This is a genomic window from Streptomyces sp. NPDC005438 (assembly GCF_040606315.1).
Classification (GTDB): domain Bacteria; phylum Actinomycetota; class Actinomycetes; order Streptomycetales; family Streptomycetaceae; genus Streptomyces.
This window is the reverse complement of sequence record NZ_JBEXEP010000007.1, coordinates 216,995-237,162: the sequence shown is the minus strand read 5'-3', so window position 1 is coordinate 237,162 and position 20,168 is coordinate 216,995. Positions and strand designations below refer to the sequence as shown.

Here is a 20,168-nt window from a genome sequence, read left to right as displayed (position 1 = left end):
GGGGTCAGCCCTCCTGGCCCCGCCCCTGTCCAGGTGCAGGCCCTGCCCCCCCTGCCCCATCCAGGTCCAGGTCCAGGTGCACGGCAGCCGTAGCCCCACACCGGCCCCTCTTCTCGGGACGGGTCGGAGGACGGCTCCCGCCCACTGGGTTCCGGCCCACGAAGGGGCGACGACCACGGGGCGTGCCGGGTCCCGACCACTCCGCGAGGTCGGGACCCGGCTCGGCTTGGGCCGCCCGGCGCCGTTCCCGGCGACGTCCGGCGACGTCCGGTCAGACCGGAGGGCGAAGGCGGGCCGACCTCAGCTCCGCCAGTCCCGCGTCCTCAGCGGGAGGCCGGAGTGGCCGTCGGGGTCGGGGCGTACCGCGAGGATCTGGTTGACCCCGATGCGGCGCCGCTCGAAGGCCAGCGCGCTGGCCGCCATGTAGAGCCGCCACACACGCGCCCGCCCGGGGGTGGTGAGCCGGGCCGCACGGGTGAAGTCCGCCTCCAGGTTGCGCACCCACTGGCGGAGGGTGAGGGCGTAGTGCTCGCGGAGCGACTCCAGGTCCCGTACCTCGAAGCCGACCGACTCCAGGGCGCTGACCGTACTGCCGACCGGGGACAGTTCCCCGTCGGGGAAGACGTAGGAGTCGATGAAGGGGTCGAGCTGGTGCGGCCTCCCGGGAGGCTCGGGGGGCCGGGCGATCTGGTGGTTGAGCAACCGGCCACCGGGGGCCAGCAGTTGGTGCAGTACCTGGGCGTACTCGCGGTACCGGCGGACGCCCACATGTTCGGCCATACCGATGGAGGCGATGGCGTCGTACGGGCCGTCGTCCACGTCGCGGTAGTCCTGTACACGGATCTCGACCCGGTCCGCGAGCCCCTCCTCGGCCAGGCTCTTCCGGGCCCAACGGGCCTGCTCCCGGGAGAGGGTGACGCCCACTCCGGTCACCCCGTACTCCCGCGCCGCGTGGATCAGCAGGGCGCCCCAGCCGCAGCCGACATCCAGCAGCCGCGTTCCCTCTTCCAGACCCAACTTGCGGCACACCAGGTCGAGTTTGTCGCGTTGGGCCCGCTCCAGGTCTCCCCCGGGGGTCCAGTAGGCGCAGGAGTAGACCATGCTCTCGCCCAGCACCAGGCGGTAGAAGTCGTTGCCCACGTCGTAGTGGTGACCGATCGCCCGGCGGTCCCGATTCCGGCTGTGCCGGGGCCCGACCCGTGCCCGTACCTCCTCGGGCGGAGGCGGCGGGGGCGGCCAGGGACCGGCCAGGGCGATCAACTCCCGTAGGGCGGACCGCACCTGGGGGTCGCGGGCCTGCTCGCCGAGGCTCCGCGCGGGGGACGACTCCGAGTCCCGTTCCCACAGGGGGCCGGCGAGCACCTCCAGTGCCTCGTAGAGGTCACCGTCCACGTCCACCTCGCCGGCGACCCAGGCCCGGGCCAGGCCCAGTTCGCCGGGCCGCCACAGAAAGCGCCGCAACGCCCGAGGGTGGCGCACCACGAGGGTGGGCGCGTCCGGTGGCCCGGCCTCGCTGCGGTCCCAGGCTCTGATGCGTACCGGTAGCGATCCGTCCAGCAGTCGTTCGGCCACGGCGGCGAGTCGCGGGGCGGCCTCGGGCATGTCCACCTCCCAGGGAAAGGTCCTCCCTGAGTGCAACAGCTCAATGACCGGATCTATGCCGTTTCAGCGGCCTTTCTCGCGCCTCGCCCCGAAGGTCGTAGCCCGTCTGGAGGCCGCGAAGGGGCCCGAACACCGGCTGGCGCCCCAGGTGATGCCGTCACGGTGTGCGCGCGGTCGGTCTGGGCGAAGCCTCGGAACGTCCCCGTCACCGCCCGGCGGGGCCTCCTCAGGCGCGGGTGAACGGCCCCGCACCGAAGCCCCGACCCGCACCGCGTTCGTCTGGGGCGCCCGACCAGGAGGAGACCGGCGAGGCCGGACACACGGGGGCGGCGACCACACCCCGTACGGGGCACGGCGGGGAGGACGTACGGGCCGAACCCCGCGAGGTGCCCCTGTCCTCCGGGGCGGTGCCGCGCCCCTCACCCCGGGGACCGAGAGGCCGGAGCCCTGGGGAGGCCGGTCGTGGACAGCGTGAGGGGCGCCCACCCCACGGATGGTGGACGCCCCTCACGGTGGTCGTTCCCCGGCAGGTCCGGGGTGCCGGGATCAGGCCCTGGCCTTCTCCACGGCCTTCTCGGCCTTCGCCCTGGCGCGACGCTTGCCGCCCTGGCCTTCGTTGGCCCGGCTCTCCTGGGCCGCCTCGGCGGTCACCGGAGCGGCGGCCTCGTAGAACTCCTCGCGCGGGTGCTGGATCGCCCCGAGGGAGACCACCTCACGCTTGAGGAAGACCCCGAGGGTCCACTCGGCGAAGATGCGGATCTTGCGGTTCCAGGTGGGTACGGCCAGGCCGTGGTAGCCACGGTGCATGTACCAGGCGAGGCGTCCCTTGAGCTTGATGCTGAGCTTGCCCATGACGATCATGGCCACGCCCTTGTGCAGCCCCAGGCCGGCGACCGCGCCCTTGTTGGCGTGCTTGTAGTCGCGCTGCGGGAAGCCCCGGAGGCCGGAGATCACGTTGTCGCCGAGCAACCGGGCCTGACGCAGGGCGTGTTGGGCGTTGGGCGGGCACCAGGCGCCGTCCCGGCCGGCGGCCAGGTCGGGCACCTGGGCGTTGTCCCCGGCCGCCCAGATGTAGTCGGTGCCCTTGACCTGGAGGGAGGGCAGGGTGTCGACGTGACCGCGCGGGCCGAGGGGCAGCCCGAAGTGGGCCAGCGCCGGGTTGGGCTTGACCCCGGCGGTCCACACGATGGTGTGGCTGTCCACCTCCAGGCCGTTGGCCAGCACCACCCGGCCGTCGACGCAGGACTTCATGGAGGTCTTCAGGTAGACCTCGATCCCGCGCTTGCGCAGGTGCTCCAGTCCCCACTCGCCGAGCTTGGGTCCGACCTCGGGGAGGATCTTGTCGGCGGCGTCGACGAGGATGAACCGCATGTCCTCGCGCTTGACGTTGGTGTAGTACTTGGTCGCGTCCCGCGCCAGGTCCTCCACCTCGCCGATGGTCTCGGCGCCGGCGAAGCCGCCCCCGACGAACACGAAGGTCAGCGCCTTGCGGCGGACCTCCTCGTCCTGGGTGGAGTCGGCCTTGTCCAGCTGTTCCAGCACGTGGTTGCGCAGGCCGATAGCCTCCTCCACGCCCTTCATCCCGATGCCGTGCTCGGCGAGTCCGGGGATGGGGAACGTACGGGAGACCGCGCCGAGCGCGATGATCAGGTAGTCGAAGGGCAGCTCGTACGCGTCGCCGACCAGCGGCACGACGGTGGCCACCTTGCGGTCCTGGTCGATGGTGGAGACCCGACCGGTGAGGACCTCCGCCCGGGGAAGCACCCGCCGCAGCGGGACCACCACGTGGCGCGGCGAGATGTTGCCGGCGGCGGCTTCGGGGAGGAAGGGCTGGTAGGTCATGTAAGACCGCGGGTCGACGACGGTCACCGTCGCCTCGCCGTACCGCATCTTCTTCAGGATGCGGCGAGCCGCGTACAGACCGACGTACCCGCCACCCACTACGAGGATTCGAGGACGCTCCGTGGTGCTCATGAAATCGAGTATCCAGCACTCTTCGGACAGGGCTCGTGAGGGGCTTCACAAGCACTCTGGACAGCTCTGTTACACTGCCCGGCCGCATTCGCCCCGGCCCCCTCCACGGAGCCCCGCGCGGGGGCCCACACCCGGCGCCGGACCGCCGATGAGCTGGGACTTCCGCTCCTCCACCGGGTCGGGCGGAGGAGTCCGCGACCTTCCCGTCACCCGCCGGTAAGACGCCGGAAACACCGAGATCCGCGCCCGCCCGGCCATATACCGAGACCCCAGCCCGACAACAGGGACCGATCGGGCACTTCTCCGCGATCTCTTGCGTGAAATAATTCACGAGACTCGTACGAGCACCCTCCGGCAAGCCGCTCACCAGGAGCCTCGGCACCTCTCAGCCGTGACCGGCCGGGCTCAGCTGAGCCTCCCGGAGCACCTGTCACGCCCTCCCCCGGCGCCCGGCCGCGACCCGACTCCCCCGGAACCTGACGGCGGCTCAACAGGGGCTCGCGGCACGGCACTTGAGCCGGAACCCTACAGGGAACCGTCCACCGGCAGCCCCTCCGGCTCCTTGATCCGCTTCATGATGATCTGGGAGTTGACCTCGGTGACCCCGGACAGGGCGGTGAGCCGCTCGATCCACAGCCGCTCGTACGCCGCCAGGTCGGCCACCGCGATCCGCAGCAGGCAACCGGGGCTGCCGAACAGGCGGTACGCCTCGATCACGTCCGGGATCTCCCGTAGCGCCGCCTCGAAGGCCTCCACGGTGGCCCGGTCCCGCCGCACCTCGATGGAGACCAGCACCTCGAACCCCCGGTCCACCGCCTCGGGTTCGACCACCGCGCGGTAGCCCCGGATCACCCCGTCCCGCTCCAGTTGCCGCACTCTGCGCATACAGGGAGAGGGCGTGAGCCCCACCCGCTGGGCCAGCTCCTGGTGCGTGAGCCGACCGTCCTTCTGAAGCTCGCGCAAGATAGCGCGGTCGATCCGGTCCATGGCGCGATTATCCGCCAAGGTCCGCGCGGCACCCGCCCGGAATCCGCCACCGGATTGCGCACCCACTCGCCTACTGTCGAGTACGGTCCACCCGCGTACCCGGAACGAGAAAGGCACCCCATGCGGCACATCGTGGTGATCAGCACCGGAGGCACCATCGCCAGCCGCTGGAACGGCTCCGGCTACGCGGCCGAGGCGGCCGGCCAGGAACTGCTGGACGAGGCGGTACTCCCGGACGGGGTGACCACCAAGGTCGTCGACCTGTTCACGGTGAACAGCTCCCAACTCACCAGCGCCCAGCAGCTGTCACTGCTCCACACCGTCCACCGCACCCTGCGGGACCCGGACGTGGACGGACTGGTGGTCACCCACGGCACCGACACCCTGGAGGAGTCGGCCTTCCTGCTGGACCTGCACCACCACGACCCCCGCCCGGTGGTGTTCACCGGCGCCCAACGCCCCCTGGAGGCGGCCGACAGCGACGGACCCGGCAACCTCCGCGACGCCCTGCTGGCCGCCGCCGAGGTCCGGGACGCGGGAGTGCTGGTGGCCTTCGGCGGGCTGCTCCACTCCGCCCGGGGCACCGTGAAGCGGCAGACCCTCGCCCCCGACGCCTTCGGTGACCCCTCGGACGGTCACCTGGGCACCGTAGGCTTCGGCCGGGTACGGCTGCGCGGCGCCCCCTCCAGGTCACGCCCCCTGCCGCTGCCCCCGCCGGCGGCCACCGCGCCCCGGGTGGACATGGTCGCCCACCACGTGGACGGCGACCCCTCCCTGCTGCGGGCGGCGCTGGCCACCGGCGCCCGGGGAGTGGTGCTGGTCGCCACCGGGGCCGGCAACGCCACCCCCCAGTGGGTGGACGCCGTACGGGAGGCCACCTCCTCGGGGGTGCTGGTCGCCCTCACCACCCGGGTACCGGCCGGCCCGATAGCGGCCCTGTACACCGGGGGCGGGGCGGTCGACCTCATCGAGGCGGGCGCGGTACCCACCGGAACCCTGCGGGCGGCCCAGGCCCGGACCGCGGTACTGGCCGCCCTGACCCAGGAGGTCACCCCGGACCAACGCCCCGCCCTGCTACGGGAGTTGCTCACCCCCGGGGAGGTCTGAGGTCGGGGAGGTCCCGGCCCCGTGTCCCGCCCACCCCACGATCACCCACCCGGTCCCCCGGCCGCGCCCGTACGGTCCGCCGGCATGGAGCCCACCTCCGCCCCAAGTTCCCGCCCCCCCAAGGGGGCCACGAGGGCCGCGCGCCGGAGCAACACCCTGAGGCCGGCCCGGAGTCAGCCCCAGGGCAACCAGGCCGAGACCCGGAACCCACCGTCCGGCTCCCGGCCGTGCTCCAGCCGCCCACCAGCCAGGCTGGCCCGCTCGGCCAGCCCGATCAGCCCCTGCCCCGAGCCCGGCACCTCGGGCACCTCGCCGGAGGGCGCCGGGTTCGACAGCTCCACGGTCAGCCCCTCCCCGCGCTTCCCGGCCACCCGTACCCTCACCTCGGTGCCAGGGGCGTGCTTACGCGCGTTGGTCAGCCCCTCCTGCACGACGCGGTACGCGGTACGCCCGGTCGCGACCGGCACCTCCTCCGGCTCCTCGACCCGGCAGTCCAGGCTCACCCGGGCATGGGCGTCCCGGGACTCCTCCACCAGCCGCTCCAGGGCGGCCAGGGTGGGCTGGGGGCGACTGGAGTCGTCGCTCTGCTCCCCGGCCCGCAGCACCCCGATGATCTCGCGCAGGTCCTGGAGCGCCTCGTGGGCGGACTCCCTCATCACCCCCGCCGCCCGGGCCACCTCCTCGCTGGACATGGTCGGCCGGAACTCCAGGGCCCCGGCGTGCACGCTCAGCAGGGTCAACCGGTGGGCCAGCACGTCGTGCATCTCCCGGGCGATGGCCTCCCGGGCCCGCCCCTGCGCCTGCTCGACCCGCAGCACCGCCTCGTTCTCCGCCCGCCGCGCCTGGTTCCGCAGGCTGAGCAGCAACTGCCGGCGGGAGCGGGTGTACATGCCCCAGCCGATGATGGTGACGTTGACCAGCGCCGCGAAGGCCAGGGAGGGCAGGTAGCCCAGCTCCGGGTCCGGGCGGAAGGCGAAGATCAGCGCCGGCCCGACGAGGTAGGCGCTCCCCACCCAGGCCACGTAGCGGAACGGCCGGTGGACGGCCAGGGTGAACAGGGCCACCGCCCCGGTGCCCCCGGTGCACTCCGCGAACGACCCCATGACCGCCATGACCACGGCCAGCCCCACCGGCCAACGTCGCCGCAACCACACCAGCGGCACGGACAGCAGACCGAGCACGACCTCCAGGCCCATCCAGAAGTCCGGGATGTTCCCCTGCTCGGCCAGCAGGTGCATGTTGATCGGGGCGAACACGCTGACCAGCAGGAAGCACAGGACGTCGACCACCCAGTCCCGCACGGTACGCCGCACCCGTCGCCTCCCACCGGAGGTCGGGGTCAGCTCCGCGACCAGCGAGGAGGGCAGCATCCACGGATGCCGTGGCCCGTACGAGGACGCGGTTTCCACTTGCGTACCGCTCATGGGCACCCAACCTACGCACCGCCCGCCACCCGCAGAGCCCCGCCGGCCGATCGGCTACCAAAGTCACCCCGGCCAAGACCTTCGTCCCCTCACCCCCGGGGCCTATCGGGACCCGCTGGCACCGTCGGCCGGCCGGCTGGAAGCATGGGCCCATGCCTGAGAGTCGCCCCACCCCCACGCAGTCCACCCCGAACCGCTCCACGGACTGGAACACGGTGGACCGCCTGGTGCGCTGGCTGGACGAGGAGAGCGACACCGCGCCGGAGATGGCCCGGCTGCTGCGCATCCTGAAGATCACCGAGGAGGCCGGCGAGGTCGCCGAGGCCGTGCACGGAGCCAACGGCTACAACCCGCGCAAGGGCGCCAGCCACAGCTGGGAGGACGTGCAGGCCGAACTGTGCGACGTGATCCTGTCCGCCATGGTGGCGCTGCGCACCCTCACCCCGGACGCGGAACGCCTCTTCTCCGCCCACCTGAGCCAGGTAGCCACCCGCTCCCTGGACGGGTGAGCACCCGCGGGTACGGGCTGGTCGGGGCCGCCCCGACCACGCGCTCGGGCCTCCGCCGGCTTCGGGTCGGCGCGCGGCTCGGCTCTCTGCCGGACGTAAGTCGAAGGTCGTCGAACGTCTGCGGCCTCGCCCTGTCTCTCTGGCAGTTCGCCGCACGGTGAACCACGCGTGTCCGCACCGGCCCTCGCCGGTGCGGACACTCTGTTGCATAGTCGGTGGCTAGCGGAGGTATGTCCGCTGCCACTCCGCCGAGGACATGGTCTGTGCTGCCTCGGCGAGCTTGATCGCCGAGGGCGTCTTGAGCTTCGCACGGGTGCTGTCGACCCATTCACGGGCGTTGCGGTATCCCTGCTCCATGTACTCCAACCCCTGAATCATGCATTCCAGCTTGTCCGCATCGTGCGCTACGAGCACTTCAACGGAGTCGCCGTTCTCGTACTCGTCGACGACGGCCTGAATTCCGGCGGCCACGTGCGGGAAAGTGTCCGCGACCTGGTCGGCGGTGACGTCCTCGTTCTTCGCGGCAGTCAGGTAGCGCCGGCCGATCCAGGGAATGTCACCGACCCGGGTCTCCTGGGTGTCATGGAAAGTGCACAGAAGCGCGACTTTCGCCGGGTCGGCGCCTTCCATCATCGCCAGGACCGAGCCCACCACGGCCACCCGGAAAGAGTGCTCGGCGATCGTCTCCGGGTCCTTGACCCCCGCGATCCACCAGCCCGAGCGCCGCCCGCGCTTGAGCGCGCCCATCTCCATGAGGTACCCGACGGTCCCTCTGGCGTGCTGATCGTCAGACATGCGGCGTCCTTCCTCGGATCACAGACTGGTCAGCCTCAGACCGTAATGCACCGCGTCGAGCTCGCGCCGAGACTGCGAGGAGACGGTATCGCTGTCCAGGAGGTGGGATACCCGCTCCCTCAAGTCACATACGATCCGTGGATCGGTACTCAGGACACCGGGTCGGGCGGTGAGCAAAGCCCAAACCGAGTGAACGTTGAGATCGATGCAGCCAAGTTCGGGGTGTAGTCGGTCCACGAGGTTTCGTAGAAGCGCCCCTGCGTCCCAGCCTGCGTGGCGTCCCATAAACGAGTCGTCACCGCGCGGAAGCTGGTCCAAACCGAGCCAGTATGCCCAGTAGTTGAGGTTCGCCAATTCGCCAGCGTCGTCGGCCATGCTGCGTTCGATGAAGGCGTGAAGTGCATCCCGGTCGCCGTACCGAGTGAGCGAGGTTGCCAGAGAACGGGCGTCCGCCCAGGTCCAGGCTCCGGGCCGTGGCGTTGCTGGCTGACGGGCACGCATGTGGGCGATCCACTCGTGAGTGCCTGGCTCGGCATCGTAGCTACAGAGATACAGCGCTTGTCGGCGGAGCAAGGCGCCGCCTTCTCCTGCTCGATCGGCCTCTTCCGCGTACCGGCGCAAGTGGCCGAAGAACTGCCGGCGGTCACTCGCTCCCAGTAGGGAACCGGTGGGTACAGGTCCTCGCCGCCGGGAAGTGTTCGAAGGAGAGACGGGGAGCGCGGCCGGGGTGACCCCGTTAAGTGCCCAGACGATCATGTGTGTGGCGGTACGCGTGAAGACCCAGCCAGCGAGAGGGTGCCCCACAAGGTCTCGCGCCGGGTCATCCCGTAACGCGTGGCTGAGCACGGCATCAGCGTCCAAGGCCACGTCGAACAGAGCGAGGAGGGACGGGTCAGCACCGCGGCGGAGCAGATCCCGCCCCAGAGCGCGGAACCTGGCCATCGGAAGGGCGGTCAGCGGCCTACGTCCTGACTCCCACCCCTGCACAGTCGTCGTGTCGACCTCCAGGGCTTCCGCAAGACCCTGCTGTGTGAGCCCAGCCCGCTCCCGGGTCATCTTGAAGAGGTGCCCTGTGACGACGCCCTCGCGCCCTTTCCGCGGGGAACTCTGACTGCCGGTCAGAGTTTTCCGCGAAGACGGAACTTGCCTTGCGGTCATGACCTTGGCTCCCACTCCTGCAAGGGGTCTCAACTCGTACTACGCGTCAGTTCTTTGCCTCAAGCCGCTCCCGTAGTTTCGGTATCCGGCCCCAAGGGGGTTCGGACTAGACGATAGCCGCGTTCCGCCCCCAATCGCACACAGACTTCGCAAACAGCCTGTTCTCGGGTGAACCACCGAATCTCTGAGGAGTTCTGAGGATGTGCCAGACAGACCGAGCTCCGGCTCTGCCACACGTCACCAGGACCAAGGGAACTCTCAACGGCCTACGCGAAATCCTCGACGCCTTCGGCATCGCGCTTCCCCCCTCTCCGAGTTCACCCGGCGACAGGGAGTGCCCACAACGAAGTAGTGGCCCTTATCGACTTGAGCGCGTGCACCTCGGAGACCGGGCGTGCGCTCGCTGCCACACTGCGGGGTGTGTCATGACGTACAGAAAGGGCGTGTACGTCGTCGAGCGCCGCAACCGGCGAGTCGGCGACGCGCGTCCCGCCACTCCCCGCAAACGCCACGAGGCCGTCGGCGACCAGGACGACGGAAAGGGCAGTGTGCCGTGTTCAGCGAGATCAAGCACCGTGTCATGACCACATGCGGGCTGGCCGGCCCTTCATCCTGATGTCGACCGGTGTCGGGCTCGGCTTCGTGCTGGCCCTCGCCCTGCACTCCTCCCTGCAGAGCCTGTCCGACCTGTAGAGCCTGTCCGACCGGGGCGAGACCACCCCCGCGTCTCCCCAGCAGGGCCAATCCGTAGAGGCAGCGGCCCTAGACGCCGTCGGCTGCGGGATCGAATCCCGCTCCGGGCACCCTTCACCACCGCCGCGGAACTCGCGGTCTCTCGTACACATCAACCGAAGGGATCACCTGTGCACCCCGTCTCGCCGAACACCGTCCTCGCCAACGCGCTCACCTACGCCGAGGACGCGCTCAGGCCCAAGATCGCCGCCAACTCCCCCGATCGCATCGTGTTCGTCGTCGGCACACAGATCAACGGAGCCCCCCACTTAGGCACCGGCTTGGTCCAGTCCCTCACGTTCGCCATGGCGGAGCGCGTCCGGACCCGGTTCGACATCCCCGTCGGTGTGCACTTCTGCGCCCTCGACAACGCCCCGTACGAAGTCGTCGAGGACGGCGGGCACCGGTACCAGCGCGCCTACGCACAGCTTCTCGGCCCGGCGGGCATCGCCGGCCAGGTCGACACCCTGTACCGGCCGCTGTTCCACGCACTGTCCGCCCGCCTCTCTGTGCCCTTCACCACCGAGACGTACACGCAGCAGCAGGCCACCGAGCACTACCGCCGAACGTGGCTGCGTCTGCTCCCCCGTCTCGACGCGGCGCGGTGGTGGCTGGCCCCTTCCAGCGGCGTACCTCACGTGCGTGTGCCCTGCCCGCACGAGCAGTGCGGGTGGGCGGAGAAGCACGCCGAGCGAACTCGCGTCGTGCGCACCTCAGATGACCGCGCCACCGTGCACGCCGTGTGCCGCCATCACGGCACGTACGAGGTCACCATCGCCGCAGACGGAGGCGGGTACCTCGACCTCGCCACCCTGTACCGGAACATGGTCAAGGAACTGGCGACCCTCGACCGCTCCGACGAACTGCACGTCATGGTCAAGGGCGGCGACTGGGTGTTCGGCTCGCAGCTCGTTGACGGCGCCCTGTCGGCCGTCGGGCTGAGCGACGGACAGATGCCGGCCCGCCTGTTCACACCGCAGGTGGTCACCGACACCGGGGCGAAGCTGTCCAAGAGCCTGATCCGCGAGGGCCGCGCGCCGTTGCCTGCCGGTAGCGAACCGTGGATGCTCGATGCCCGGGAGTGGCCCGGATCGTTGGACCAGTACGCCGAGCGGCTGCTCGCCATGGCTGAGACGCTGCTCAGCGACCCCCGGCACTTCTTCCGTTCGTACTCGGCCGGCGAGCTCGGCCGCATGATGACCGCACCACACACGAGGAGCACCGCCGCAGCATGACAGGCACCACCGCCCCCGTTCGCGAACTCCACATCTACCGCCGGTACTTCGACTTGGTCGCGGCGGGGGAGAAGACCACCGAGGTACGGGTCAGGTACCCGCGCCTGGCCGATCTCACGGTCGGCGAGGTGATCCGCTTCCGCATCAAGGGCACCGAGGAGACGTGCGACGTACAGGTCACCCGGGTCACGGAGTACGAGAACTTCGAAGCCCTGCTCGATGGAGAGGGCGCCTCGACGGTCAACCCGACCCGCACCCGTGAGGACCAGCTCGCCAACATCCGCAGCATCTACCCACCCGAGAAGGAAGCCCTTGGCCCCCTCGCCATCGGCATCGAACTGATCAAGAACTGACCGCAGCCCTTTTCGCCGACACAGCAGCGCGGGTCACGGACCTTGGTCATGTGAGGCGCAACTGTGCGCGATCCCGTCGAGGATGTCGTGTTCGCTGACGACCACCTCGGGGAGGTTGAGGCGTTCCATCAGGCGGCGGAGGACCAAGGCGCCGGAGGCGATGACGTCCACCCGGCCGGGGTGCATGACGGGGATCGCGGCCCGTTGCTCGTGGGTGGAGGCCAGCAGGTGGTCGCTGATCTCGCGTACCCGTTCCAGGGTGACCCGGGAGTGGTGGATGGCCTGGTGGTCGTAGGCGTCCAGGCCGAGGTCGATGCCGGCGACCGTGGTGACCGAGCCGGCGAGGCCGACCAGGGTGGCGGCCCGTTCCAGGGGTACGGTCCGGGCGGCCTGGTCCAGGGCACGGTCGATGTCGGCGGTGATGGCGGCCACCCGGTCCGGGGGCGGCGGGTCCAGCAACTCGGGTGTGCCGTCCGGGGAGTCGGGGCCCGGCTGACGCAGCAGGTGGCGTTCGGTCATCCGTACGCAGCCGACATCCACACTGCGGGCGGCGATCACCGCGCGGTCGCCGAGGACCAGTTCGGTGGAGCCTCCGCCGATGTCCACCACCAGGTACGGGCCGGAGAAGGCCGGGTCGCCGGCCAGTTCGCGGGTGGCTCCGGTGAAGGACAGTTCGGCCTCCTGGTCACCGGTGATCACCTCGGGTTCCACCTTGAGGATGTCCCGTACCCCGCTGACGAAGTCCTCGCGGTTGCCGGCGTCCCGGGTGGCGGAGGTGGCGACGAAGCGGAGCCGCTCGGGGGGCACCCGCCAGTCCCGTAGCGCGGCGGCGTACTCCTGGCAGGCGTCGAAGGTACGGGCCAGGGCCTCGGGGGCCAGCAGTCCGGTACGGTCCACGCCCTGGCCGAGCCGGACGATGGTCATCCGCCGGTCCAGGTCGGTCAGTTCACCGCTGTCCGGGTCGATGTCGGCGACCAGCAGCCGGATGGAGTTGGTACCGCAGTCGACGGCGGCGACGCGTGTCATGGGGTGCCCTTCGGATCGGGGGTGCGGCACCGGTCCGTACGCCGGAGGTGCGCCGGTCGTGCGAGCGGAGGTCAGTCGGGGTCGCCGGGGGACACGCAGGGGCCCTTGGCCCACCACTCGGGCAGCAGCGCGAGGGCCTCGTCGCCCAACGGGTTGACGCCGGGGCCGGCGACCAGGGAGTGGGCGACCAGGACGTGCAGGCACTTGACCCGGTCGGGCATCCCCCCGGCGCTGGGGAAGTTCTCCAGGACCTCGATGGCGTCCCGTCGGGCGAGGTAGTCCTCGTGGGCGGCCTGGTACGCCTTCGCCAACTCGGGGTCGCTGTCCAGCCGTTCGGTCATCTCCCGCATCACCCCGTTCGCCTCCAGGGTGCCGATGGCGGAGGCGGCGCGGGGGCAGGTGAGGTAGTAGGTGGTGGGGAAGGGGGTGCCGTCCTCCAGCCGGGGCGCGGTCTCCACCACGTCGGGCTGGCCGCAGGGGCAGCGGTGGCTGATCGCCCGCAACCCCCGGGGAGGCCGGCCGAGTTGCTCGCGGAAGGCTTCGACGTCCGCCTCGGTGGGCTCGGTCGGCGTGGTGCGGGGCGGAGGCGTTTCCATGGTGGGGCGGTTCTCTTCTTCACACGGGCGACGGTGGACGGACACGAGCTTACGGGCCCCTGTGGCGGGCCCGCTCGGCCGCGTACCCGCGTGGGCGCCCGTACGGCGTTCGGCGGGGGCCATCGGGGGCCGGTGCCGTTCGGCGCCCGCCCGGCACCGGTTCAGCGGCGGTCGGCGGCCCGGTTGCGGTCGGCGTTGTCCAGGCCGTCCCACAGGTTGAGGTACCAGGCGCGGTCGCTGCGTGCGGCGTCCTGGCGGGCCGGGGGTGTGGCGCGGCCGTCCCTCAGGGTGAACCCGGTCTCGCCGGGCCGCACGTAGTGCAGCCGCAGCCGGGCCTGCTGCTCGACGTAGGCGGGGTCCTTCCATCGGGCCTTCTCCTGGCGGAGCCGCCGTACCTCCTCGCGCGCCTCCTGCGCCTGCCGGCGCTGGTCGGCGATCTCCGAGCGCTGGGAGACGTACTGCCTGATCGGGTACGCCAGGGCGACCAGCAGGGAGCAGACCACCAGGGCCAGTATCGCGGCCCGTCCGGTCAGGCGTCCGCGCCGTGGGGTGCGGACCCGTCGGCTCTGGGCGCGGTAGACGCGTTCGGCGGCCTGGGTGCCCAGGGCCCGCAGGCGGGTGGCGGTGGAGAACCGCTCGCCCGGCTCGCCTCGTTGCCGCTCCACGTCGCCTCCCCGTCACTTGCCGCCACACGTCCTCGGCCACGGTACGGGACCGTGGCCGAGGACGACGGGAGCGGTACGGGTCGCGCCGTACCGTCGTGAACGGCGCGGCCCCGAGGGCGCGTGGTGCGGATCACCGCGAGGCCCGCGTGTCTCGCCGCCGCGCCTCGCCGGGTGGTCGCCGTGGCGGTGGCTGGGTGATCGGAGTCGCCGACCGCCCAGGTCCAGCCGGCCCGGCCTAGCCCTTGAAGCGGGGGAAGGCGGACCGGCCGGCGTAGACGGCGGCGTCGTCGAGGATCTCCTCGATCCGCAGCAGCTGGTTGTACTTGGCGACGCGCTCGGAACGGGCCGGGGCGCCGGTCTTGATCTGGCCGCAGTTGGTGGCCACCGCCAGGTCGGCGATGGTGACGTCCTCGGTCTCGCCGGAGCGGTGGGACATCATGCACTTGAAGCCGTTGCGCTGGGCCAGCTCCACCGCGTCCAGGGTCTCGGTGAGCGAACCGATCTGGTTGACCTTGACCAGCAGGGCGTTGGCGCTGCGGTTCTCGATGCCGCGCGAGAGGCGCTCGGGGTTGGTGACGAACAGGTCGTCACCCACGATCTGCACCTTGTCGCCGAGCCGGGCGGTGAGGGTCTGCCAGCCGTCCCAGTCGTCCTCGTGCAGCGGGTCCTCCAGGGAGACCAGCGGGTACGCCTCCACCAACTCGGCGTAGTACGAGGTCATCTGCTCGGCGCTGCGGCTCTGCCCCTCGAACGCGTAGGAGCCGTCCTTGTGGAACTCGCTGGCCGCCACGTCCAGGGCGAGGGCGATGTCCTGACCGGGGGTGTAACCGGCCTGCTGGACGGCCTCCAGGATCAGGTCCAGCGCCTCGCGGTTGGAGCCGAGGTCGGGGGCGAACCCGCCCTCGTCGCCGAGGCCGGTGCTCAGTCCGCGTTCCTTGAGGACCTTCTTGAGCGTGTGGTAGACCTCCGCGCCCCAGCGCAGCGCCTCGGAGAAGGACTCGGCCCCGATGGGGGCGATCATGAACTCCTGGACGTCCACGTTGGAGTCGGCGTGGGAACCGCCGTTGAGGATGTTCATCATCGGCACCGGCAGCAGGTGCGCGTTGGGACCGCCCAGGTAGCGGAACAGCGGCAGGTCGGAGGACTCGGCGGCGGCGTGGGCCACGGCGAGGGAGACGCCCAGGATGGCGTTGGCGCCCAGGGAGGACTTGTCGGGGGTGGCGTCCAGGTCGAACATCGCCTGGTCGATCAGCCGCTGTTCGGTGGCGTCGTAGCCGACCAGCTCGGGGCCGATCTGCTCGATCACCGCGAGCACGGCCTTCTCCACGCCCTTGCCGAGGTAGCGGTCCTTGTCGCCGTCGCGCAGTTCCAGTGCCTCGAAGGCTCCGGTGGAGGCGCCGGAGGGGACAGCGGCACGGCCGGTACTGCTGTCGTCGAGGCCCACCTCGACCTCGACGGTGGGGTTACCTCGTGAGTCGAGGATCTCCCGGGCTACGACGACGTCGATGGACGGCACGAGCGCCTCCTTTGTGAGTGGCTGGCTTCAGCAACCCCGAGCCTAACCGGCCGGGGGGTCCTCCCCGGTGGCCGGCTCAGCCGGGGAGCCGCCGCGCGCGTCGTTCTCGCAGGTGAGGCGGCGGGGGTGGCGCTCAAGAATTTTGTTTCGTTACGGAAGAAAACCCGGGCGCCCCGGTCGGGGCGCCCGGGCGCGCACCCGTCAGCGGGCGCAGGTCCAGGCACTCATGCCTTGGAGGCGGGCCAGCCGCTCGGCCACGGCGATCTGCTGGCTCTTGGTCGCCAGGTCGGCCCGGGGCGCGTACCGCAGACCACCGGCCCACTCCCAACTGGACTGCTTGAACTGCAACCCTCCGTAATGACCGTTGCCGGTGTTGGCGCGCCAGTTGCCGCTGGACTCACACTGGGCGATGGCCTCCCAGTTGGCCGCCTGCGCGGCCGGGGCGAGCGCCCCGGGGACGACCACCGCGGCGACCACCGCGCCGGTCAACGAGGCGCCACTGACCAGGCGCCGGAGGGAGGAACCAGAGAACCGAGACGTGAGGGACATCGCGAGCCCGCCTTTCACGATCGTGGAACCCGCCGGGTCGACGGATCGGGAAGAACGTAGAAAGGGATGCGGTCCGGCTCAACAACCCACGTCACCCATTGGAACGCCACCGACCCCCCTCGCCACCCCCACTTCTCCGCAGGCCAGAGGCCACTTCACGGGGTGCCGGAAAAAGTGCGCGCGGCCCGGCGGTTCGCCCGTGTCCCGGTCAGTCCCGCCCGTCCACCTGGAGCAACTGCCCGGGCAGGATCAGGTCGGGGTCCTCGCCGACCTGGCGGTGGTTGGCCTCGTACAGGGCCGGCCAGCCGCCGCGCACCCCCTCGTGTTCGGCGATCGAGGAGAGGTTGTCCCCGGGTTGGACCCGGTAGCGGCCGTCCCGGTCACCGTCGCCCCGGGAGGGGCGTTCGCCGACGTCGCCGCCCCAGGGGCCGGTGGGCCCGCCGGGGTCGTAACCGTGCGCGGTGTCACCCAACTCGCCCTCGCGGTCCGGGGACTTCCCCTTCCCCGAGTCCTCGGCGGAACCGTCCGAGCCGCCGTCCGGGGGCCGTTCACGCTCCGAGGGGTCGGCCTTCGGGGTGGCGTCGGAGTCGGGGCGGGACCGGTCGGTACGGGAGCCGCCCCGGTCACCGTCGTCCTTCTTCCCTCCCCCGGGGCTGGCGGAGGGGTCCGGGTCGGTGCGGTCTCCGGGGGACTCGTCGCCGGTCGAAGTGTCGCCCGGCTCGGGGGACTTGGACGCGTTCCCCTTCCCCGGCGCGTCCTGGCCGGGGTCGGAGGGGTCGTCGGTGCCGTCCGGCCGCTCGGGCTTCTCGGGCCGTTCGTCCAGCATGGAGGCCGGCGGCAGTCCACCGTCCACCCCGCAGGCCGGCCAGGCCTCGGCCCCCTTGGCGGCGAGCACCCGCTCGGCGACGGCGATCTGCTGGGACCGGCTCGCGAGGTCGGGGCGCTTGGCGTACTCGGTGCCGCCGTACGACTCCCAGGTGCTCAGCGGGAGTTGGAGGCCGCCGAAGAAGCCGTTGCCGGTGTCGGCGCTCCACACCCCGTCGCTCTCGCACTCGGCGACCCGGTCCCAGGTGGCGCCGTCGGCGGCCTGGACCCCGGAGGCGCCCAGCAGAGGCAGGGCGAGTCCGGCACCGGTGACCCCGGCGGTGACGAACAGGGCGGGAGCCTGGCGCGGGCGGCGGTGCCGGCCCTTACCGGAAAGCATCAGGTGGGTGCCTCTCATGTCCAGAACACAGACAGCTCAACCCGCGGTGGGGGCACGGGCACTTGAGGCCCGAACGTAGTACCGGGAGGCCACGCGTCACAAGCGAGTGTCGCGGGGATCACGTACCGGTCACCTCGCTGACGCCTGGTCAGCTCTCCCGCGCGCGGGCCGGTTTCGGGTCGGGTCGGGCGGGCTCGGGGGCGAACCGTACGGGCAGGGCCCGCAGTCCGCGCATGATCAGACCTCCGCGCCAGCGCAGTTCCCCGTCCGGCACCGCCAGTTCCAGGTCGGGCAGCCGTCCGAACAGGGAGCCCAGGGCGGTACGGCCCTCCAGCCGGGCCAGCGGGGCGCCCAGGCAGTAGTGGATGCCGTGCCCGTACCCCAGGTGGGGGTTCTCCCGGCGTTCCAGGTCCAGGGTGTCCGGCCGGTCGAAGCGCTCCGGGTCACGGTCGGCCGAGGCCAGGACGACCAGCACCGGGTCCCCGGGGGCGACGGTACGGCCCCCGAGGGTCAGCTCCTCGGTGGCGAACCGCCAGGTGGCCAGCTCCACCGGCCCGTCGTAGCGCAGCAACTCCTCGACGGCCAGGGCCAGTCGGTCCGGGTCACGCTGGTCGACCGCGCCCTGGAACAGCCGTCGCTGCCCGGGGTTCCGCAACAGGGCGAGGGTGCCGTTGCCGATGAGGTTGACGGTGGTCTCGAAGCCGGCGAACAGCAGGATGAACGCCATGGCGGCGGCCTCGTTCTCGGTGAGGTGCTCGCCGTGGTCGGAGGCCCGGATCAGCGCGGAGATCAGGTCCTCGCCCGGTTCCCGCCGCTTGCGGTGGATCAGCTCCGCGAGGTAGCCGCGCATCTTCTTCACCGACCGGCCCACCCCGCCCCGGGTGCCGCCGCCGTGCCGGATCATCATCCCCGCCCACTCGCGGAAGTCGTCCTGGTCCTGTGCGGGGACACCCAGCAGGTCACAGATGGCGTAGATGGGCAGCGGGAAGGCCAGTTCGTGGATCAGGTCGGCCTCGCCCCGGGCCGCGAACCCGTCGATCAGACGGTCCGTCAACTCCTGTACGCGGGGCTCGAAACGGGCCACCGTACGCGGCGTGAACGCCTTGGACACCAGCCGCCTCAGCCGGGTGTGGTCCGGGGGGTCGATGTTCAGCAGGTGGGTCATCAGGTTGGCGCTGCGCTCCCCCGGGATGCCCACCTTCCCCCGGCCGTGGGCGGCCTCGCTGTGTCGCTGCGGGTTCTTGCTCAGCCGCTGGTCGGCCAACGCCTGCCGGGCGTCGGCGTACCGGGTCACCAGCCAGGCCTCCACCCCACTGGGCAGCCGCGTCCAGTGCACCGGGTCGTGCCGTCGCAGCCAGGAGTACGCGGGGTACGGGTCGGCGGCGAACTCCCAGTCGAACAGGGCGGGACGGGGGTCGGCGGACTCGTGCGGGACGGGGCAGTGCGGCATCCGACGACCGTAACCGTCCCCGGCGCCGCCCCGATCACCCCGGGTCGCGCCCATCCCGGCAGGGGCCGGCCCCGGTGGGCGTGGCGGCGGCGCGGCGAGCCGCCGACACGACGTTCATCCCGCTGTTCGCCGGCTTCGAGACCACCGTCAACCTCACCGGGTTGCCCCCACCACACGCCCTACCGGAACCCACCGACGTCCACCGGAGGGGTTCGCCGCCGTGACCCGGGAGGGGCGGGTCCCTCGCCCCGTACCCGTACCGCGCTCCACGGCCACCCGGGGCGCTCCCCTCACTGCGGTCCCGGTCGGTGGCGGCCCGTACGGCCGTTCCGCGTCCCGCCCGGTCACCCGTCGGCGTCGCGCCGCTCCAGGGTGCCGGAGACGATGAGGTACTGGCCCAGCAGGTAACCGGCCATGATCAGCACCTCCTGGCTGGGGAACTCGATCCCGGCCGCCTGGAGTCCGATCAGGGTGTCCGAGCCGACGAAGGCCGCTCCCCCGACGGCCACCTTGCCGCCCACCCCCAGGGCGGTGGCGCCCATCACCGCCAGGGCCAGGCTGTAGCCGGCCACCGGCAGCCTCAGCCGACGGTCCAGGCCCGGCTGGATCACCGCGTTGGCGCCGGCCCACACCGCCAGGCACCCCAGCGCCCGCCGGGGGTGGGCCCGTATCCCGGCCACCGCACCGCCCCGGAGGTGGGTCGCGGTGTAGCTGACCTGGGTTCCCAGGAAGGCGGCCATGCCCAGGAGGAACGCCGACTGGTGCCGTTGCCACAGCAGCGCGGTGTCCCCCACGGCCGAGCAGCCCAGCCCGGCCACCAGGGCGACCGGTACCGGCTCGTCCCGGTCCCGGCGGCGGCGCAGCACATGGGCCGCGAGGGCCGGTGCCAGCAACGGCTTGGCCGCCCGCCGCACCACCGTGGGGGTGCCGGCGGTGGCCAGCAGGTCGACGACGGACAGCGCGCCGAAGGCGACGAGGGCGTCCCGGCCGTGGCCGTCCGGTTCGGACAGCCGCCGGGCGAGCCGGCCACCCCGGTAACGGAGGACGTCGACGGCGCTGGCGAGCCGGGAGGTGCGGGTGGTGCGGGAGGCGGGAGACATCCTGGAAGTCTGCGGCGGGCCGGCACCCGGGTCAACGCCTGGTCGGACGCCTTACCACCGGCCGCCCGTCCGCTCTGGCTGCGATTGTCAGTGCCCTGCCGGAGTATGGAGAAAGCGAACGGAACCCAAGGGGGGTTCCCACGATCAGCTCGGCTCACGACCGCGGTCAGCGCGGGCGGCACGGTC

General features: G+C 71.5%; 18 protein-coding genes. 4 read left to right on the top strand and 14 right to left on the bottom strand.

All coding sequences use genetic code 11. The annotated features are described in order from the left end of the window. Positions 1–300: 300 nt before the first annotated feature. The 3 genes from ABZT14_RS16980 to ABZT14_RS16970 form a co-directional block, all read right to left on the bottom strand. Positions 301–1,602, bottom strand: a complete 1,302-nt coding sequence (locus tag ABZT14_RS16980; protein WP_356302806.1) for a cyclopropane-fatty-acyl-phospholipid synthase family protein — start codon at positions 1,600–1,602, stop codon at positions 301–303. Positions 1,603–2,148: 546 nt separating this feature from the next. Continuing rightward, entirely contained in the window at positions 2,149–3,576 is a 1,428-nt protein-coding gene (locus ABZT14_RS16975) for an NAD(P)/FAD-dependent oxidoreductase (RefSeq protein ID WP_356302802.1), read from the bottom strand. A 525-nt stretch (positions 3,577–4,101) separates the two neighbouring features. Beyond that, entirely contained in the window at positions 4,102–4,563 is a 462-nt protein-coding gene (locus tag ABZT14_RS16970) for an Lrp/AsnC family transcriptional regulator (protein WP_356302800.1), read from the bottom strand. Between the two features lie 120 nt (positions 4,564–4,683). Here ABZT14_RS16970 and ABZT14_RS16965 point away from each other — a divergent pair, with 120 nt between their 5' ends. Next, a complete protein-coding gene (locus ABZT14_RS16965; protein WP_356302797.1) occupies positions 4,684–5,670 on the top strand; it encodes an asparaginase in 987 nt (328 codons plus the stop codon). 173 nt (positions 5,671–5,843) lie between these two features. On the opposite strand, the gene ABZT14_RS16960 is transcribed toward ABZT14_RS16965, so the two are convergent. Continuing rightward, on the bottom strand, positions 5,844–7,094 hold the full coding sequence (locus ABZT14_RS16960; protein ID WP_356302794.1) for a histidine kinase: 1,251 nt from the start codon (positions 7,092–7,094) through the stop codon (positions 5,844–5,846). A gap of 152 nt (positions 7,095–7,246) precedes the next feature. On the opposite strand from ABZT14_RS16960, the gene ABZT14_RS16955 reads away from it, so the two are divergent. Then, a complete protein-coding gene (locus ABZT14_RS16955; RefSeq protein ID WP_356302791.1) occupies positions 7,247–7,603 on the top strand; it encodes a MazG-like family protein in 357 nt (118 codons plus the stop codon). 219 nt (positions 7,604–7,822) lie between these two features. On the opposite strand, the gene ABZT14_RS16950 is transcribed toward ABZT14_RS16955, so the two are convergent. Both ABZT14_RS16950 and ABZT14_RS16945 read right to left on the bottom strand, forming a co-directional pair. Continuing rightward, positions 7,823–8,398, bottom strand: coding sequence for an HD domain-containing protein (locus ABZT14_RS16950; protein ID WP_356302788.1), 576 nt, complete (start codon positions 8,396–8,398; stop codon positions 7,823–7,825). Positions 8,399–8,416: 18 nt separating this feature from the next. Continuing rightward, entirely contained in the window at positions 8,417–9,556 is a 1,140-nt protein-coding gene (locus tag ABZT14_RS16945) for a helix-turn-helix domain-containing protein (RefSeq protein ID WP_356302785.1), read from the bottom strand. Positions 9,557–10,419: 863 nt separating this feature from the next. On the opposite strand from ABZT14_RS16945, the gene ABZT14_RS16940 reads away from it, so the two are divergent. Both ABZT14_RS16940 and ABZT14_RS16935 read left to right on the top strand, forming a co-directional pair. Continuing rightward, positions 10,420–11,523 carry a hypothetical protein gene (locus tag ABZT14_RS16940; protein WP_356302782.1) on the top strand — a complete coding sequence of 368 codons (1,104 nt, stop codon included), beginning with the start codon at positions 10,420–10,422 and terminating at the stop codon, positions 11,521–11,523. Next, the gene (locus ABZT14_RS16935) at positions 11,520–11,876 is read left to right on the top strand and encodes an ASCH domain-containing protein (protein ID WP_356302779.1); all 357 of its coding nucleotides are present in this window, start codon (positions 11,520–11,522) and stop codon (positions 11,874–11,876) included. The genes ABZT14_RS16940 and ABZT14_RS16935 overlap by 4 nt, the downstream gene beginning before the upstream one ends. 33 nt (positions 11,877–11,909) lie before the next feature. Here the strand turns inward: ABZT14_RS16935 and ABZT14_RS16930 are convergent, their stop codons facing one another. The 8 genes from ABZT14_RS16930 to ABZT14_RS16895 all read right to left on the bottom strand — a co-directional run bounded on the left by ABZT14_RS16930 (position 11,910) and on the right by ABZT14_RS16895 (position 19,982). Then, on the bottom strand, positions 11,910–12,902 hold the full coding sequence (locus ABZT14_RS16930; protein ID WP_356302776.1) for a Ppx/GppA phosphatase family protein: 993 nt from the start codon (positions 12,900–12,902) through the stop codon (positions 11,910–11,912). 71 nt (positions 12,903–12,973) lie between these two features. Further along, the gene (locus ABZT14_RS16925) at positions 12,974–13,498 is read right to left on the bottom strand and encodes a DUF501 domain-containing protein (RefSeq protein ID WP_356302773.1); all 525 of its coding nucleotides are present in this window, start codon (positions 13,496–13,498) and stop codon (positions 12,974–12,976) included. A gap of 161 nt (positions 13,499–13,659) precedes the next feature. Then, positions 13,660–14,163, bottom strand: a complete 504-nt coding sequence (locus ABZT14_RS16920) for a septum formation initiator family protein (RefSeq protein WP_356302770.1) — start codon at positions 14,161–14,163, stop codon at positions 13,660–13,662. Positions 14,164–14,398: 235 nt separating this feature from the next. Beyond that, entirely contained in the window at positions 14,399–15,679 is a 1,281-nt protein-coding gene (gene eno, locus ABZT14_RS16915; RefSeq protein ID WP_356302767.1) for a phosphopyruvate hydratase, read from the bottom strand. A gap of 201 nt (positions 15,680–15,880) precedes the next feature. Then, complete coding sequence (locus ABZT14_RS16910; protein WP_356302764.1) at positions 15,881–16,228, bottom strand: transglycosylase family protein; 348 nt, start codon at positions 16,226–16,228, stop codon at positions 15,881–15,883. Between the two features lie 208 nt (positions 16,229–16,436). Beyond that, positions 16,437–17,450 carry a transglycosylase family protein gene (locus ABZT14_RS16905; RefSeq protein WP_356302761.1) on the bottom strand — a complete coding sequence of 338 codons (1,014 nt, stop codon included), beginning with the start codon at positions 17,448–17,450 and terminating at the stop codon, positions 16,437–16,439. Positions 17,451–17,580: 130 nt separating this feature from the next. Continuing rightward, positions 17,581–18,882 carry a cytochrome P450 gene (locus ABZT14_RS16900; RefSeq protein ID WP_356302758.1) on the bottom strand — a complete coding sequence of 434 codons (1,302 nt, stop codon included), beginning with the start codon at positions 18,880–18,882 and terminating at the stop codon, positions 17,581–17,583. A 344-nt stretch (positions 18,883–19,226) separates the two neighbouring features. After that, positions 19,227–19,982: a lysoplasmalogenase gene (locus ABZT14_RS16895; protein WP_356302755.1), complete on the bottom strand. Its 756-nt coding sequence runs from the start codon at positions 19,980–19,982 to the stop codon at positions 19,227–19,229. Positions 19,983–20,168 lie beyond the last annotated feature (186 nt).